Source organism: Anaplasma marginale str. Florida (genome assembly GCF_000020305.1).
Lineage (GTDB): Bacteria > Pseudomonadota > Alphaproteobacteria > Rickettsiales > Anaplasmataceae > Anaplasma > Anaplasma marginale.
Genome location: NC_012026.1, coordinates 897,309 through 914,463 on the forward strand (window position 1 = coordinate 897,309; position 17,155 = coordinate 914,463).

General features: G+C 49.5%; 13 protein-coding genes and 2 pseudogenes. 9 read left to right on the top strand and 6 right to left on the bottom strand.

Going from position 1 to position 17,155, the window contains the following annotated elements:
- Window positions 1–143: 143 nt before the first annotated feature.
- A complete protein-coding gene (locus AMF_RS08760; RefSeq protein WP_011114528.1) occupies window positions 144–1,034 on the top strand; it encodes a hypothetical protein in 891 nt (296 codons plus the stop codon).
- Window positions 1,035–1,271: 237 nt separating this feature from the next.
- Here the strand turns inward: AMF_RS08760 and AMF_RS08765 are convergent, their stop codons facing one another.
- On the bottom strand, window positions 1,272–1,925 hold the full coding sequence (locus AMF_RS08765) for a histidine phosphotransferase family protein (protein WP_010265756.1): 654 nt from the start codon (window positions 1,923–1,925) through the stop codon (window positions 1,272–1,274).
- A gap of 131 nt (window positions 1,926–2,056) precedes the next feature.
- Between AMF_RS08765 and purM the strand changes: the two genes are divergently transcribed.
- The gene (gene purM, locus AMF_RS08770) at window positions 2,057–3,094 is read left to right on the top strand and encodes a phosphoribosylformylglycinamidine cyclo-ligase (RefSeq protein WP_010265758.1); all 1,038 of its coding nucleotides are present in this window, start codon (window positions 2,057–2,059) and stop codon (window positions 3,092–3,094) included.
- On the opposite strand, the gene AMF_RS08775 is transcribed toward purM, so the two are convergent.
- Entirely contained in the window at window positions 3,086–4,024 is a 939-nt protein-coding gene (locus tag AMF_RS08775; RefSeq protein WP_010268268.1) for a tyrosine recombinase XerC, read from the bottom strand. The two genes, purM and AMF_RS08775, sit on opposite strands and share 9 nt — an antisense overlap.
- Before the next feature lie 324 nt (window positions 4,025–4,348).
- On the opposite strand from AMF_RS08775, the gene AMF_RS08780 reads away from it, so the two are divergent.
- Window positions 4,349–5,374, top strand: a complete 1,026-nt coding sequence (locus AMF_RS08780) for an NAD(P)H-dependent glycerol-3-phosphate dehydrogenase (protein ID WP_223822738.1) — start codon at window positions 4,349–4,351, stop codon at window positions 5,372–5,374.
- 547 nt (window positions 5,375–5,921) lie between these two features.
- Here the strand turns inward: AMF_RS08780 and AMF_RS08785 are convergent.
- Both AMF_RS08785 and AMF_RS10435 read right to left on the bottom strand, forming a co-directional pair.
- Entirely contained in the window at window positions 5,922–6,326 is a 405-nt protein-coding gene (locus tag AMF_RS08785) for a TrbC/VirB2 family protein (protein ID WP_041660054.1), read from the bottom strand.
- Window positions 6,326–6,638 (bottom strand): annotated as a pseudogene (locus tag AMF_RS10435) (hypothetical protein). The gene AMF_RS08785 and the pseudogene AMF_RS10435 overlap by 1 nt, the downstream one beginning before the upstream one ends.
- Here AMF_RS10435 and AMF_RS08790 point away from each other — a divergent pair.
- Window positions 6,639–7,331 (top strand): annotated as a pseudogene (locus AMF_RS08790) (P44/Msp2 family outer membrane protein); the annotation flags it as partial.
- A gap of 701 nt (window positions 7,332–8,032) precedes the next feature.
- Here AMF_RS08790 and rho read toward each other — a convergent pair.
- Window positions 8,033–9,379: a transcription termination factor Rho gene (gene rho, locus AMF_RS08795; protein WP_041659993.1), complete on the bottom strand. Its 1,347-nt coding sequence runs from the start codon at window positions 9,377–9,379 to the stop codon at window positions 8,033–8,035.
- Between the two features lie 825 nt (window positions 9,380–10,204).
- Between rho and hslV the strand changes: the two genes are divergently transcribed.
- From hslV to ubiE, 3 genes are read left to right on the top strand one after another with little or no spacing between them, the layout of a single operon-like run.
- Window positions 10,205–10,774, top strand: coding sequence for an ATP-dependent protease subunit HslV (hslV, locus tag AMF_RS08805; RefSeq protein WP_010265784.1), 570 nt, complete (start codon window positions 10,205–10,207; stop codon window positions 10,772–10,774).
- Window positions 10,775–10,776: 2 nt separating this feature from the next.
- On the top strand, window positions 10,777–12,219 hold the full coding sequence (hslU, locus tag AMF_RS08810) for an ATP-dependent protease ATPase subunit HslU (protein ID WP_010268333.1): 1,443 nt from the start codon (window positions 10,777–10,779) through the stop codon (window positions 12,217–12,219).
- A 3-nt stretch (window positions 12,220–12,222) separates the two neighbouring features.
- Complete coding sequence (ubiE, locus tag AMF_RS08815; protein ID WP_010270498.1) at window positions 12,223–12,966, top strand: bifunctional demethylmenaquinone methyltransferase/2-methoxy-6-polyprenyl-1,4-benzoquinol methylase UbiE; 744 nt, start codon at window positions 12,223–12,225, stop codon at window positions 12,964–12,966.
- On the opposite strand, the gene AMF_RS08820 is transcribed toward ubiE, so the two are convergent.
- Window positions 12,967–14,514, bottom strand: a complete 1,548-nt coding sequence (locus AMF_RS08820) for a methionine--tRNA ligase (protein WP_037349888.1) — start codon at window positions 14,512–14,514, stop codon at window positions 12,967–12,969.
- A 265-nt stretch (window positions 14,515–14,779) separates the two neighbouring features.
- On the opposite strand from AMF_RS08820, the gene AMF_RS08825 reads away from it, so the two are divergent.
- Both AMF_RS08825 and coxB read left to right on the top strand, forming a co-directional pair.
- Window positions 14,780–16,018 (top strand): aspartate kinase, encoded by a 1,239-nt coding sequence (locus AMF_RS08825; protein ID WP_012659070.1) that lies wholly within the window; start codon window positions 14,780–14,782, stop codon window positions 16,016–16,018.
- A gap of 193 nt (window positions 16,019–16,211) precedes the next feature.
- Window positions 16,212–17,105 carry a cytochrome c oxidase subunit II gene (gene coxB, locus AMF_RS08835; RefSeq protein ID WP_080510993.1) on the top strand — a complete coding sequence of 298 codons (894 nt, stop codon included), beginning with the start codon at window positions 16,212–16,214 and terminating at the stop codon, window positions 17,103–17,105.
- The last annotated feature ends 50 nt before the right edge of the window (window positions 17,106–17,155 follow it).

Consider the following 17,155-nt stretch of genomic DNA (forward strand, 5'->3'; position numbering starts at 1 on the left):
CTCGTCGTAGTGGTCCTGCTCAACAGTTTCGCACACCATCGGCGGCTGCAATGGTTAACGCATTGGTAACACTCTGAAGCTATTCTATAGTCGCCCTGCGGTGGCGGGGCGTCTGTTGATCTTAAATCGCGGCTGGATGGAACATGGAAGACTCTGTCATAGCTCGAAGAGCCGATGATCTTGTTATTTCTGTAAGGCAGGATAATGACGCGCAGAGCGTGTCAATTTCCGGCATTAATGAGCGCGCCTTAGCGCTTCTGGGTTTTGATAACACACAGTCCGTAGTCGGTGCTTCGCTATACTCCATATTAGATCCCAGAACGAAGGACATAGTCAGCAGCTACCTGGAGTTCACAGATGATGGCACAGACCTCTCTGAGGTCGTTTCAAAAATCCGTGGGTTCACGCTGCTAAACAGTAAGTTGCAGCCTGTTTCCGTGCGGCCAAAAATCTTCCGGACGACCTCTAGCCGGGGGGTGCTGAATTACGAAATTCTAATACGCGACACGAGTCTATCCCAAAAGCTCGATGAATTCAGGGCGGGCAAGCTGCGGGAAAATGCTCGCTATACTATGCATGAGTCGTTCGGCATAATGGATGAGGCATCCACAGCAACCGAGATAGGTGTGGTGTTGGACTTCGCAAATAGCAGCGGGGTTAATGCGATTATATGCATGATCGCCGCGGATCCAACTGCGCATAGCAGTGGTAGCAGCCTTGCAGAGATGCTAGACAGGACGCTTTCCGACACTATCAGTGAAAACATCAGGTACACGGACATTTCTGGGTATTTCGGAGAGCGTAGATTTGTGTTCATTCTTTTGGGATGCGACAACGCCAACGCTTATTCTGCAATTTCAAGAGTCCACGGGAGGGTATGCGACAAGCTGTCATCCCGTTGTTCGCCTCCAGCCACAGCCTCTGCCGCATATGCTCAGATGCAAGGCTCTAAGCTGGAGACTATGGTAACAGGTTTGAAGAATACGTTGCTTGCGGCACAAAAAGAAACGCAGTCAGTTAAGCTGGTTATGTGACGCGCTACAAGAGCGGAAGCGGCCGTTTCGAAGGCCATGCATCCGCGGCTGTAGAGCCTTACAGAGACGGTAACGGGGGCCCGGAGTGTAGCCGTGTGCAGTGAGATAAGCGGTTGACCACTAGCGCCGAGACAACAGCAGCTCACCACCGGGTTTGTACACTGTGTATGCGTGCAGGCTCCGGCAGCACAGGTTTGTTTGTTCGGCCGGTGAGCAAACCTCCGCACAGTTGGCAGTCTAATGAGGCAGTGTTATCTCTATAATTGCATCGTAGGCGTCATAACAAAAAGTTGCGCCGTACCTCATTAACAATAATGACATAAAATAGGCCTGAATATTTCTTGTATTCAGCTGGCACGCATCTATATCTCTATAGACGAGCACCCGTTCTATGTCCCGATGCATTGCAACTTCGTCAGCCTTGAGTTTTGCTCTCAACCGCACGCTCCCTTCTTCGGCAGCATCAACAACAGAAACAGCGACCTCCTCGCCCCGCACCATGAGCATAACAGATAGCAACGCAATGTGCGCCAACAATCTGTTGACCTTCTCCACCAGCTCCGCGTCAGCAAACTGCGCTTCAACCTCCCAAAGCAGCTGAGCAACACCCCTTTTCTGTAGGTATTGCCTAATGTTACTCTGGGTTTTATCAAAACTGGCATTGTCTTCCGACAAGCTGTACGCCTGGCGCAGCAACCTAAACCTTGCTATGATCTCTTCCGATGCTTCCTCCAGCGAACGAAGCGTACCTTCAGATTCAGGATCCTCAACCAGGCACTCAACGTAGCTCACCATAGCACCCACAGAACCGGCCAGGTCGTGCAACAGCCTGGCAGAGAGCACTTCCATGTTGGCCAGAACCCCAACACTCTGCTCATCATCAGTACTCATCTAGTACAGACTCCGAAGTCTCACGTAAAGTAGCGTGTATTCTATAGCAGCATAGAAGTTAATCAATAAATATTTTTGTATCGGTTTGTTACATCTGGTGCTACCCTATCGGGATGGGGGTATTCGAGTTTATGAGCAGGTACTCAGATTCCGGCGTGGATATCGGCTTGGCTAGCAAGCTCGTAGAAGCTATAAAGCCTATAGCGTCATCCACCGCGAACCGTGGCACAATTTCAGACATAGGTGGCTTCGGTGCGTTGTATGATCCTTTCTCCCCCGGTAATGGCAAAAAATACAGCTGTCCGGTGTTGGTTTCCTCCACAGATGGCGTGGGCACCAAGTTACTTATTGCACAGCAGACAAAAAACCACAAATCCATAGGCATAGACCTGGTGGCCATGTGCGTCAATGATATACTCGCGCAGGGCGCGACACCTATGTTTTTTTTGGATTATTTTTCCACCAGCAGCCTTGATTATGACACAGCGTTAGAGATTATCTCAGGAATTGCGGAGGGGTGCAGGCGCGCAGATACGGCGCTCATCGGTGGGGAGACGGCAGAGATGCCCGGCATGTATCCAGCTGGGTGTTATGACTTGGCAGGGTTTGCCGTTGGGATAGTCGAGAAGAGCGAGATATTACCGCGTACTGACCAGATTCGCACAGGAGATGTAATTATCGGCCTTGCTTCCTCAGGGCTGCACTCCAACGGCTTTTCGTTGGTAAGAAGTGCCCTGCAGGATTGCAATATTGCTTACGATAACCCATGTCCCTTTGCAGATGGCGCCACCTGGGCGAGCGTGTTGCTTGAGCCAACAAAGATATACGTACGGCCGGTATTGCAAGTGTTGCATATGGTAAAAGCCGTGGCCCACATTACAGGCGGGGGGTTTGTTCACAATATACCCAGAGTGTTGCCGGAACATCTGGCGGCACACATTCGGCTAGGGACATGGAAGCAACATGATATATTCTCGTGGTTGGAAAAAGAAGCCCAAATACCTTCAGCAGAGATGTTCGAAACCTTCAATTGCGGTATCGGCATGGTACTCATAACTTCTGCAGATGCGGCGGGCGAGGTGTTGAAAACACTGGAGAAAAGCGGTGAGGATGCATATACCATTGGAAGCGTGGTGCGGCGCGACGGCCACGGAGTAGTCCTAAGTTAGGCCATTTTTCTTTATAGTTTGGGGGTGAAATCCTCGGTAATTTTCTATTACGCTGTTGTAGTCCAAATGGGTATAAACCTGCGTAGTGGCAAGGCTGGCGTGCCCAAGCAATTCTTGCACCACTCTGATGTCCGCACCCTCCAAAAACAGGTGCGTTGCAAAACTGTGCCGGAGCGTGTGAGGGGTGGTCGTCTCAGGAAGCCCGATGCGCCTGCGCAACCCTTTCATTCTGTATGCAAAGTAGGTTCTGGACAATCTGCCGCCTCGCAGCCCGACAAAAACATATTCGGTGCTGGACGCGCCATGCACCCGTTGGTGTGGACAGCTTGCTACATACTCATCAATAATGCATCGTACCCATGGCAAAATGGGAATTACTCTCTCCTTAGATCCCTTACCCAGCACGCGTAATTCGTCTTGCCTCAGATCGCAAAACTTTATGTTTACCGCCTCACTTATCCTAAGGCCGCAGCCGTATAACAGCGCTGATACGGCCAAGTCTCGTCTGTGCGTCCAGTGTAAATCTTCCGGCTCTTCCATGACTTTACGCATTTGTGGCTCCTCCAAAACCTTAGGCAAGCTCCTGCGCACAATAGGCTTGGAAATATTGAAGACGACTGAGCTTTTCATGCCACACTTGTGGTGTAAATAACGAAAAAAGCTTCTCACAACGGAAATGGCTCTGGCGTTTGATGCAGACTGTTTTCCCTGCTTAAATCTGTCAGCCAGCCAGCTTCTAAACTCCGCTGAGCGCAACTCTTGGACCTCCTGCAAACTCACAGAACGCTCGCAGGGTTCGCCACAGACGGACCGATAAAAATCCATGATATCTCTTTCGTAAGCAGCAACAGTGTTGGGAGAATACCTCCTCTCTTCTCGCAGCCAACACAGCCAATTGTTGATTGCGGACAGCAAATCTCCTGAACCCATGCTAAGCCCCACTCCCTAGAAGGTGAAATGCTATCTTATGTATACACCGTGGCATAGTTTTTCTTGCACGTAAAATTTCTAGAGAATCCGTCTGCGACCTTTTATTCATTTCCAATATACCTGACCACACCTACAGCATCGGCAGGAAATAAGCCATAAAAGCGCAGTATACTCCATTTTATGCACCACAATTTTTACAGGCGGGCCATTGAATGATTCCTGCTTGCCAGGTCTGTGCTGCTTATGCCCCAAACCCCGATCTATCCGCCGCCACACGTTTTTTATGTTGATAAATGGCATGCTAAGCTATACCATGCTGGGCGTGTGTTTTTGAAGGTTGAAGTGCAGGTCACAATTCTTGGAGCTGGAGCATTCGGCACCGCGCTATCCATTGCACTGTGCAACACAGGTAAAAAGGTGCGCATTTGGAGTCGAAACGGGCAGGTTGTGGAGTCCCTACGCACACATGGGGAAAATTCTGTGTACCTACCGGGGTTCAAAGTGCCCAGAGAAGTTTTGGTGCATTCCGATATGGGCTTGGCCACAGACGGCCCTGCGGCTATTTTGATGTGTGTTCCGGCTCAGGAGTTGCGCAGTCTGTGCAACACTATAACGGCGGCTAGTGCGCTGGAAGCCGGGGTACCACTGCTGGTGTGCAGCAAGGGGATAGAAAACTCCTCACTAAAATTCCCGAGTGAGGTAGTGGCGGAAATGTTTCCGCAGAACCCCGTCTTTGTCCTCTCCGGCCCCGCACTCGCCAGGGAACTTGCGTCCGGGCTACCCTGCGCTATGGTGCTCGCGGGTGACGAAATTACAACAGCAGAAACATTGGCGTCGCAACTCAGCGGGCCAGCCCTCGCCATAGTACATAGTGGCGACCTAATGGGGGTACAGGTTGGCGCCGTAATGAAAAACATAATAGCCATAGCGTCGGGCATAATTGCCGGCATGGGTTTGGGACACAACGCGTCTGCAATTGTCATGGTGCAAGGTATGTCAGAAATCAAAGCAGTGTGTGAGGCAAAAGTAGGGGTTGCCGCTACGGAAACTCTAATTGGTCTTTCGTGCTTGGGTGACCTAGTGCTAACATGCACGGCACCGGGTTCACGTAACATGTCTTTTGGCTCATCGGTGGGAAAGGCGGGGCGCGCAGGTGCTTCTGGCCAGCAAAAGCCTATGTTAGTTGAGGGGGTTGAAAGCGTTACGGCCATGGTAAACATGGGCAAAGCGCTTAATCTAGAGCTACCCATATGTTCTGCGATAGCCCGCATGCTTCATGGACAACTAGGCGTGCGTCAGGCAGCCGCTGAAATACTTTCCGCCCCAGTAAAATCACGTCTCAATGTGTGACGCATATACCTTGGCTCACCGTTCTATTACGGGTGAGAGGGCCTTTCGCAGCTTTCATTTATCCAAGAACTTCGTGTGCATTAATCAGCTGCGGCACGAGTGACATCTCTGCATCCGCGCCTGACTTACGGGCTGCAAAACTCCTGGCTCCCACTCATGGCCCACACAACGCGACTTCCTCCATAATTTCACTTGGCGCCAACCCCCCTACCCGGCAGCACATCATCTCGTACCACCTGCTCTTGGCACTCAGCCCAACTCACTACCAATGCCAACACAGCTCTCTGCATCATTCAAAGCTCTTGGTACCACCGACATAACAAAGCCACTATCTATAAACTCCTGGCATCCCAGTCTAACTTGGTACCACACAGCATAACCCAACCTCTGGTACCTCCTACATAACCTGGTGCCTACATCCTCACAGCACTCAGCCCAACTTGGCTCTACCACTCACCACCGACACCATCGCCCTTGGCACTCAGCCCAACTCACTACCCAATGTGGCACGACCAACACAGCTCTCTGCACCATCACTACCCAGAAGCTACTTCCCAGCGGCAGTACCCTTATAACTTGCACAGTCAAACTTACCAGCATTCTCCATGCCTTCACCACTCAACCCAGCAGCAAATTTAGCCATGAGCTTACCAGCACCAAAGAATATAGCTGTAAATACAACCAACATTACAATAGCAGGCCATGCAAGCTTACCAAAGATAGCCATAATGCTAGAACCTAGTATCACTCCAGTCATGATAGGAAGCCCAAGCTTCTGCACAAACCGTATAACGTTACATATAACAACAGTCGCTGTATCGTCAGCAGCCTGAGTAGTCCCTGCACTGCTACCGCTAGCAGCCCCTGCAGCAGCCCCTGCAGCAGGTACACCATGTAAGATACCCAATGCTAATACTACAGCAATTAGTAAGAATCTAAGTTTTAGCAACATCACCACTCTCCCAAAACCTCTACGTCCACCCTTGCACTAACTGGTATTGCCCTCAATACAGTGGCCATAAGTTTACCAACACCTATGGCTGTACACACAACCAGCATTACCATGGCAGGCCATGCAAGTGTGCCAAGCCATGACGCCAGAACCTAGTACCACCCCTGTCATGATGGGTAATCCCAGCTTCTGCACGAAGACAATGACGTCACAAATAACCTTGGTAGCTGTATCGTCAGCAGTGTTAGTACTGCTGATAGTATCGGCATTAGTAGAACCTGCTGTGATGAATAACCATATCAGGGCTACCATAGCATGCTCACAGCCCTAGAGGGGAGCATTGGGTATAGTATTGGAGGAGCAAGGGTTGAAGTAGAAGTAGGGTATGAAAGGTTTGTCATTAAGGGAGGTAAGAAGTCTAATGAGGATACAGCTTCAGTATTCTTATTAGGAAAGGAGTTAGCATATGATACAGCAAGAGGTCAGGTAGACCGTCTTGCTGCTGCTTTAGGTAAGATGACTAAGGGTGAAGCTAAGAAGTGGGGTACTACTGTAGAAGCTGCTACTAATGGTCAAACAGTGAGCCAGAAGGTGTGTGGCAATGGTACTGGTAGCAGTGGTAGCAACTGTGGTAAGAACACTACTGACAGCACCAACAATAATGGCAAAATCACTCAAGCATTTACCGCTGATAGTGATACAACACTACTCTCTGCTGAGAGTAGCAACATCAGTACGTCGGGGATGGCAACCAACATCAATGGCCTGAGTAAGGAGGAGAAGGCTGTTGTTGCTGGGGCTTTTGCTAGAGCTGTTGAAGGTGCGGAGGTGATAGAGGTCAGGGCTATAGGGTCTACTTCTGTAATGCTCAATGCTTGTTATGACCTTCTGACTGATGGTATTGGGGTTGTTCCTTATGCTTGTGCTGGTATCGGTGGTAACTTTGTCAGTGTTGTTGATGGTCACATTAATCCTAAGTTTGCTTACAGAGTGAAGGCTGGGCTGGGATGCCAAGGGTAGGAGGTGTCTGGATTGGTGATACCAAGAACTTCAAGTGCGGATTGGTGGTTGATGTGCACTACTACTCTTACCATATGTGTTACTAGTGCAACTACCCCGACTATCTCCGGTACGTTGATGGCGTCACTTACAGCAGAGCTGTGTTGGTGAAGCCACATTGGGTAGGTAATTAGGGGCTGAGGTGTCAAGGCACTGAAGGTTAGGAGATTAGGTGTGGGGGTAGAGAGCTGTGTGTGGAGTGTGAGTAAGTAGAGTGGTGATGAGAGGACATTGGCTTATCTGTATTGTAAATTTGGGTAATGTGCGGGCGTGTCCGCTGGGCAGGAAGTTGGTGCCAAGTTAAATTTACAGATGAGGCCGCGTTGTGGTGCAGAGCTGGCAGCGTGGTTGTGCTGTGCATAAAAAAGGAGCCAAGGTCTCAATTCCTGAGCGCTATGAGCTACTAACCCGCAAGTCTTACTGCGGGTCGGAAGTACTATTCCTGTGCGCGCTCCCCGACGATTAGCAGTATACCACTCACCATCGTTGGGAGATAGGTGTGCATTGGGTAGGATGGGCAGAGGCAGGAAACCTGGATAGGAGTGACCCAGGTCTCCTGTACCTGTATGTGCACACCAACACCGTAGTGCTGCACCTCCCTGGCACAGACATCAGGTGCGGTGGGGAGGCTGAGGTATTGGCCTGTGTTAGCTGTTCATCATCTCAAAGAAGTCATTGTTGTCCTTGGCGATGCTTAGCTTGTCTCGCAGGAACTCCATGGCTTCTACTGGACCCATTGCTGATAGTAACCTTCTGAGTAGCCATACCTTCTTCAAAAATGCACTCTCTATCAGCATGTCTTCCTTACGAGTCCCAGATTTAGAAATATCAATCGCAGGGTAGATTCTCTTGTCTGCGATTTTCCTGTCTAGGATTATTTCACAGTTACCTGTACCCTTGAATTCTTCAAAGATGACTTCATCCATCTTTGAACCAGTTTCAATCAGTGCTGTTGCAATGATGGTGAGTGACCCGCCATTCTCGATGTTCCTTGCAGCTCCGAAGAACCTCTTGGGTCTTTGCAATGCGTTGGAATCTACCCCACCAGTTAGTACCTTACCAGATGATGGCATGACCTCATTGTACGCACGGGCCAATCTGGTGATTGAGTCTAGTAGTATCACAACTTCCTTCTTGTGTTCTACCATCCTCTTAGCCCGCTCAATTACTATTTCAGCCAGTTGTACGTGCCTATATGCTGGCTCATCAAATGTGGAGCTCACTACTTCTCCTTTTACTGACCTCAGCATGTCTGTAACTTCCTCAGGCCGTTCTCCTATGAGCAGGACTATCAACTCCATGTTTGGGTGATTCATGGCAATGGAGTGTGCAATCTGCTGCAAAATTACCGTCTTGCCCACCCTAGGTGGTGCTACAATCAGTGCACGCTGACCTTTGCCCAGTGGGGCTATGATGTCTATTGCGCGCATGCTGATGTCTTTCTTCTCCCCTCCAAAACTCTCTTTGCATTCGAGTAAAATCCTCTCCTCAGGGTATAGTGGAATCAGATCGTCAAAGTGTACGTACCTCTGTAGCTTTCCTATCTCTGTGTAGTTTATGCTATATGCCTTGACCAGTGTGAAGTATCTCTCCTTCTCCCCAGGTGCTCTGATCTCGCCACTTACTATGTCTCCTGTTCTTAAATTGAACTTCTTGATCTGGCCTGCAGATATGTAGATATCATCACTGCTTGCTGCATAGTTAGCCTTGGCTGATCTTAAAAACCCAAACCCGTCAGGTAGTGTCTCTACTACTCCACCTCCGATAGCTATGCCTCCTTCACTGATAACTCGCTTCATTAGCTGGAAAATTATCTCCTGCTTCAGCATCCTTCCGTTGCTGACTACTCCCAACTCCTCTGCTGTTACCAGTAACTCCTCCGTGCTCTTTTGCTTCAGTTCACACAGGTTCAGTACCCTCCCTCCTTCGGAGGGGTTTTCTGTGACACCACCCTTTACTATAGACTCTTCCTTTTCCATGACACCTTCTGACATAAAATTCTCTTCACTAAACCCAACAAGTACAACCAATCATTTGTTCCGAAGACAGCGCACCACCCCCAGATTCCAGGAATACCAAACTTGAGCACAAGCGCTGAAGCACACCAAGCTTCATCACGCTTCACTGAAAATCCGCGCTAGCAACGCTCTATGCAGGAGCTGCCACATCACACCACAACCTCTCAGGCACAGCAGGCCAACGCACAAAACCACCTCCCATCAGGGAAATTTTCGGATGAACCCCGAGCCTGGAATCTATACCATAACTCCTCACCGCACAAGTACATTTTTATGCCAAATTACGCAAAAAGCCCCTCTCCATCTACGTGCGATAGCGAAATTTTGCACTCCAGACCACCAGCAGAGGGGCACACAATACAAACCGCAGCTGGCCACGCAAAATTGAGTACAACGCCAAAACAACACCAGGAATCTTCGCAATGGACCCGGGAACGGCACGGAACCGCAAGCGACATCAAAAGCCCGCGCTCACGTCGCGAGTGTATCACATTTTTGTTCTCCCACAACAATATTAAAAGTTGCATCGATAAATTTGTGGTACTGTCGGGCCTGCCCGCGCGTTCATGTGCACCGTAACTTATTGTAAGAGTAACTGCAACCCATCTCCAGTTCCGCAACGTGCCGCACTACGAAGATGTACTACAAAATCTTCGCTGGATTTCAGTGGAGTGAGGGTGCATAATCGTGGGCATTGAGTATTGATTGGTGCAACGTAACTGAGCTTATGGTAGGTATTTGCTTGAATCAGCACCGGTCTTATTTCTCATCAATAAGTGGTGGGCCGCGGGGAGTTTGGTTATGAGTCACAGAGACAGCTACACGATGTACGGAACCACCATATTATGCATCAGGCAGGGTGGCAGCGTGATTATCGCAGGTGACGGGCAGGTTTCTATGGGCAGTGCAATAATGAAAACCTCTGCCAAGAAGATAAAGCGCCTCGCCGGTGATAGTGTCATCACCGGGTTTGCAGGCGCAACAGCCGATGCGTTTACTTTGTTTGAAAGGCTGGAAGCTAAGCTGGAGAAGCACCCCGGCCAGTTGATGCGTGCATGCGTGGAATTGGCGAAGGATTGGAGAAGGGATAAATATTTGCGAAGATTAGAGGCCATGATGATAGTCGCGGATAAGTCCGTGTCTTTGATAATTTCCGGCGGGGGAGACGTGCTTGAACCAGAAAATGGAATCGCGGCGATAGGGTCTGGCGGGAATTTCGCCCTGTCCGCAGCCAGGGCGCTATGCGCTGCCAGAGACGAGCTTTCCTTGGATATGACCCTAGAGTACATAGCCACCGCGGCGATGGCTGTGGCCTCGGAGATCTGCGTGTACACTAACAATAATATTATCATGGAAAAGATAGAGGAGTGATGATGTCTTCCGGTGAACTAGGCGCAACGGGTGTTGGTAATTCAGGACCAGGGGAAGCAAAAGGCCCTGATCAGGGCGGTAGTGAGCCCAAAAAGATTGGGGAGGGCGTTGCGGAGTCAGAAGAAGAATACGAGACACGTGATCTTTCACCTCGCCAGATAACCAGAGAGCTTGATAGGTTTATAGTGGGGCAGGAAGAGGCAAAAAAGGCTGTGGCCAACGCGCTCAGGAGCCGTTGGCGGCGAAACCGGGTTCCTCTTCCACTGCGGGATGAAATCATCCCCAAGAACATATTGATGATTGGGCACACTGGCGTAGGTAAAACAGAAATAGCGCGTCGTTTGGCGAAGCTCGCGCAGGCTCCATTCATTAAGGTGGAGGCCACAAAGTTCACCGAAATAGGTTACGTCGGGCGGGATGTTGATTCAATAATGCGTGACCTTGTCGACAGGGCTGTTCTTTTGGTCAAGGAAAAGCACAGAAAGGTGGTGGCCAAGCAGGCGCGTAAGTCTTCCGAGGAAATTATACTAAATTGCCTGGTGGGTGTTGACGCGAGCGAAGAAACAAAAAGTGCCTTTAGGGAAAGGTTGAGGTCCGGAGAATTTGAGGACTCCGAAATTTCGATAAGCGTAAAGGAAAACAAGAACGTCCAGCATTCTTTTGACGTACCTGGCATGCCAGGTAGCCAGGTAGGAATTATGAACATCAATGAGATAGTACAAAAAATGCTGGGGGGAAATAAGCAGTTTAAATCGCTCAAAACCACAGTAAAAGAGGCGAGGGAAATTTTGTTGGATGAAGAAACAGAAAAACTCATCGACGAAGATAAGATAGTCAGAGAAGCGCTGCATATTGCAAGCAACGAGGGGATAGTGTTCCTTGACGAGATTGATAAAATCGCCGCAAGAACCGAGATTAGAGGAGAAGTAAACAGGGAGGGTGTTCAGCGCGATCTTTTGCCACTACTCGAAGGAACCAGTGTTAGCACAAAATACGGGACGGTAACTACTGACCACGTGTTGTTCATAGCCTCGGGTGCGTTTCATCTTGCTAAGCCTTCAGATCTACTGCCAGAATTGCAGGGCCGGCTGCCGATAAGGGTTGAGCTTAAACCTCTCGGCAGAGACGACCTGATACGGATTCTTACCGAGCCTGAGTCTAACTTGTTACGGCAGTATCGCGCCCTTATGGAAACCGAAGGCGTTAACGTGGAGTTTACTGAAGATGGGATACTTGCCATCGCGGAAATAGCCTCCACCGTCAACCGTGAGGTAGAGAATATCGGCGCAAGGAGGTTGCACACCATATTGGAGAAGCTAATGGAAGATATAAGCTACAGCGCGTCGGAGAACAAAGGGAAGACTTACGTCATCGATGGAGACCACGTGAGGGAAAAGCTTGAAGATATTTCAAAACAGATGGATTTGTCTAAGTTTATACTTTGAGCAATGCCGCTGCAGTTAGAGGTCAACGAGATTTTCTCTTCGGTAGCGCCGCGCTATGACCTCATGAATGACCTCATGAGCTTTGGGTTGCACAGGTTGTGGAAGCGGGAGCTGTGCAGCAAAATCACGCACAAGAGCGGCACGTTATTGGACGTGGCAGGAGGAACTGGGGACGTAGCAATGCGGGCCTTGGCAAGACGCAGTGGCTTGCATGTAACAGTGTGCGACATTAACCCCGATATGCTAGGGGTCGGGAGAGATAGGGCAATCAATTCCGGTTATGCTAACATCAGTTGGGTGTGCGCAAGCGCGGAGGACCTGCCGTTTGCCAGCAATTCCTTCGACTACTACACTATCGCCTTCGGAATACGCAACATACCCAACAGAGAGAAAGCGCTACAGGAGGCACATCGCGTACTCAAGCTTCAAGGAAGGTTGCTCTGTCTTGAATTTTCCCCCATACAAAAGCAAGGGTTGTTTCGGACTTTGTATGATCTATACTCCGCGTATGTAATACCAAATATGGGCAGGTGCGTGGCGGGTAATGCCGAGGCATATACATACCTAACAGACAGTATAAGGGCATTCCCACCACCTGAAGAGTTTGCCCAGGAAATAGCAGGCGCAGGGTTTTTCAATGTTGCGCACCAGAATATCTGCAATGGAGTTACGTCGCTCTACAGTGCATGGAAAGTGGAGTTAAAACTCGGAGCACGGCCCCATCACAACAGCGAATTCGGCTTGTAATTAACCCTCAGATTGTGTGGAATACAGCTTACCAAAAACGGGTGTAGGAGTTCCCAAGGAGACGCCACCCCTGCAAAATTCGGAAAAATGCTCAAACGAGCGTCTATCGGCCGGAAGTGATATCTGATCAAGAATTTTAGACGCAGAATCAGGCACGAAGGGTTGCAGCATGATGCCGATGCACCTTATGTATTCTAGTAGCTTAAACACAACCGCCTGTGCGCTTTTTCTATCTTCTTTGAACAGCTTCCACGGCGCTCTTCTTGCAATATACTCATTGGCCACGGAAGACAGATTCATAACAAATTTGAGCGCCTCAAAAAACCGGTATTCCGCCATATATTCCACATACTGCACCAGCACCGCTTTGTAGTTTATCGGCGCTTCTTCCCCTTGCATCATGCCTTCTACCTCGGGAATTTTGCCACCACACTCCCTGTGCACAAGGGTTATAGTACGCTGAACCAGATTTCCAAAATTGTTAGCCAAATCGCAGTTTATGCGCTCCACAAGACTAGCACCACTAAAGCTAGCATCGTTTCCTACGGGGGTTTCACTGAGCAGGAAATACCTACAATTATCCAGACCGTATTGTTCTATCAACGCAAATGGGTCTATCACATTGCCTATCGATTTTGATATCTTCTGGCCCTCATTAAGCCACCACCCGTGCGCAACTATTTGCTTCGGCAACGGCAGATCAGCAGCCATTAAAAGAGCAGGCCAATACACCGCATGGAACCTTAGTATATCTTTCCCTACAACGTGCGTACTTACCGCACCATCACTCCCCCAGTAACGCTTGTATTCCCCTTCAGTTTCGGGAAACCCAAGCAACGCCAAATAGCAGCATAGTGCATCCACCCATATGTATATTATATGGTCAGAATCGTGAGGTACCTCAATCCCCCAAGATAGGCTTTTCTTAGATCTGGAAACAGACAAATCTCGGAGGCCGGATTCCACAAAACTTATGACCTCATTGAACTTCCCTTCCGGAATTACAAACTTCGGATTATCTGCATAAAACTTTAGCAGGCTTTCCTGCCACTCAGACAGCTTGAAGAAATATCCTGGCTCTTCCAGCCATTCCACTTCGGCACCAGTGGGCGCTTTACCATCCACAAGGTCACGCTCTTGGTAAAAAGTCTCATCACGTACTGAATAAAACCCGGCGTAGTGCCCCAGGTATATCTGATTGTTGCCACGCAGGCGTTCCCACAGCGCCAGCACAGCGCGCTTGTGGCGCTCTTCAGTGGTGCGTATAAAGTCATTACAACTAAAGCCAGAAACCCCTACGAGGTTTCTAAACGAGCCACTTATTTCATCAACAAACTGGCGCACTGGAACACCTCTGGCACGGGCCATATTCTCAACTTTCTGGCCGTGCTCATCCGTCCCTGTAGTGAACTTGACCTGCTTGCCACTCAGACTTCTAAACCTGGCAGCAACATCAGATATGAGTGTGGTGTAGAAGTGCCCTATGTGAGGAGTATCGTTAACATAGTATATAGGAGTGGTAACGTAAAAGCATTCCCCCTGCCTCACCAAAGCCCTCAAAGCGCACAACACCAAGAACTGGGTATGGTACCAAAACCTTGCTCATTCTTCAAGCAGTAACCAGCACCGGAGAGAATAAAGCTGCCATTCGGTGCTGAGAGGATATCAGCAATGCCGCAAATAGCGCAACCCGTGCGTCACAACCATAGGCATACATCATTAAAAAACCCATGGTCCGCACTGGCAATTATCTGTGTAAAGGACCTGGCAAATCAGTTATAATCCGCAACTACGTGGATATGCAAATCTGAGCATGGGCAGGATTCTGGTAAAAAAGTTTGGAGGCACATCCTTAAAAGACGTAGAGTGCATATTAAGAGTTGCAAACATAGTGCGGCAGGGTGTGGAGCGTGGCCACAAGCTTGTGGTGGTAGTCTCGGCCATGGGCCGCTTTACGGACGAGGCCGTTACAACTGCACAGGAGGTTTCGGAGCTGGCATCAGAGGCACAGCTTTCGGAGTATGACGTGGTCGTCTCCTCCGGAGAGCAGGTATCATGTGGGCTTCTGGCGCTTGCATTGCAGCGCATAGACATCAAAGCAACATCTATAATGGGCTGGCAGATACCCATAAACACAACCGGAGAGCACTCGCGGGCCAGAATTATAGAAATAAAACCCGATCGCATATTATCGCTCCTGAACGAGCATGATGTTGTAATAGTTGCAGGGTTCCAAGGTATTCACAATGCGCGCATCACTACCCTGGGCAGGGGTGGGTCAGACATCTCCGCAGTGGCAATAGCCGCTGCACTGCGGCTGGACGCGTGTTATATGTACACAGATGTTGCGGGAGTATATACGGCAAATCCTTGTTTGGTCCCGAGCGCACGTAAGTTAGATCACGTAACGTATAACGACATGGTAGAAATATCCGCCTCTGGTAGGGCAATATTGAACGTACGCTCTGTAGAGATGGCTATGCGGTGCGGCGTGCGTATTCATGTGATGTCAAGCTCGCAGGAAGCGAAGGGCACATTGGTATCTTTTGAGTGTGAGAGGGAAATGGAGAGCAGAATAATTACTGGAATCGCTATTAGTAAAAAGATAGCAAGCGTATCGCTGGGCGGAGTGCCTGCAGTTCCCGGCATCGCCGCAGCACTGCTTCCCATAGCAGAGGGAAACATAGACGTGGATATGATAATGCAGACCGTGGACGGGGAACTCCGCAATATTACTTTTACTGTGCAAGAAGAAGATCTGCAAAAAACGCAAGATATCCTTTTACAACACAAACACAACATAATGTACGAGAGCCTGGCGGTAACGGATGGCCTGGCCAAGGTTTCTTTAGTAGGCGCATGTATGATATCGCGTCCGGGTGTGGCCAGCAGGGTTTTTAGCGCATTGGCCAGTGGTGGAATAGCCGTATTGGCAGTCTCCACTTCTGAGATAAAAATTACTGTTTTGATGCATGAACAAAGCGCTGCACCAGCGTTGAGCCTCCTTCACGAGGAATTCGCACTTGATCGTGAAAGTGTGCCTTGTACATAAACTGCGCGTTCGTCATCTGCTCCTACCTGGTCACTAGCACGCGGCCTTTGCTGCAAAACTGCGTAACATCGCACTTGCACCCAGGCATCTCTCTTTTGTATATATAACACACCTGAGGCTACCAGAGCGGTATTTGTAATGCACATCACTGTGCGTACACAAGTGTAAAGCCCCTACCCACATTGTTAAAGGTATGTTACCTGCGTCAGCAGCCGTTACCAGCTGGAACAAAAGCCTTGCTATTTCCACTGTTGCGATGTACCATCCGACGGTATATGTTGGCTTTCACTGTGTTTTTCCTATGCTCCGTGCGCTCGTTGTGGGTGTGTTGTTTGTCTGCGGATCGCTATGGGGGCCCAGCGCGGGTGCAAGTGCGCCTTACCCATGGCAGCTTGGGTTTCAGGAGCCCGCAACAGAAATTATGGAGCTAATTGCCAAGTCCCATAACTACATCATGGTTGTGATGTCTGCAGTGGCGGCTGTTGTATTTTTCTTGATGTTCTATACACTGGCCAAGTTTCGAAGAAAGAAGGGTGAGCAGGTAAAGTTTAACAACAAGAATTCTCACAATGTCGCGCTTGAAGTAACGTGGACCTTAATCCCGCTGTTAATTGTCGGGTTATTGACCATAAGCAACGTTAAGCTCATCAAAAAGGAGCAGCAAATCCCCGAAGCAGACATTGTGATTAAGGCTATAGGATATCAGTGGTACTGGACCTACGTGTATCCAGAGACTGGTATAAGGTTTGACAGCTACATGAAGCCAGATTCGGAGTTGGAGAGTGGTGAGTTGCGCCTGCTTGAGGTAGACAATAGGATGGTCGTACCGGTAGGCGAGGTCGTGTTGTTGCAGTCCACCGCCGGAGATGTGATACACAGCTGGGCTGTGCCGGCTTTGGGCATTAAAGTTGATGCAGTGCCAGGAAAGTTAAACGAGGTGTGGTTCTCGGTGAAGAAACCCGGGGTTTACTATGGGCAGTGTTCCGAACTTTGCGGGAGGCTGCATGGCTTCATGCCCATCGTGGTTGAGGCGGTAACTAGGGATAAGTTTGATGCGTGGGTAGCACAGCGCAAAGAAAGCAGTTAGGGGGCCTAGCAGTTGGTGTGGTAAGCTGATGGGTCAAATTTTGAGGCTTA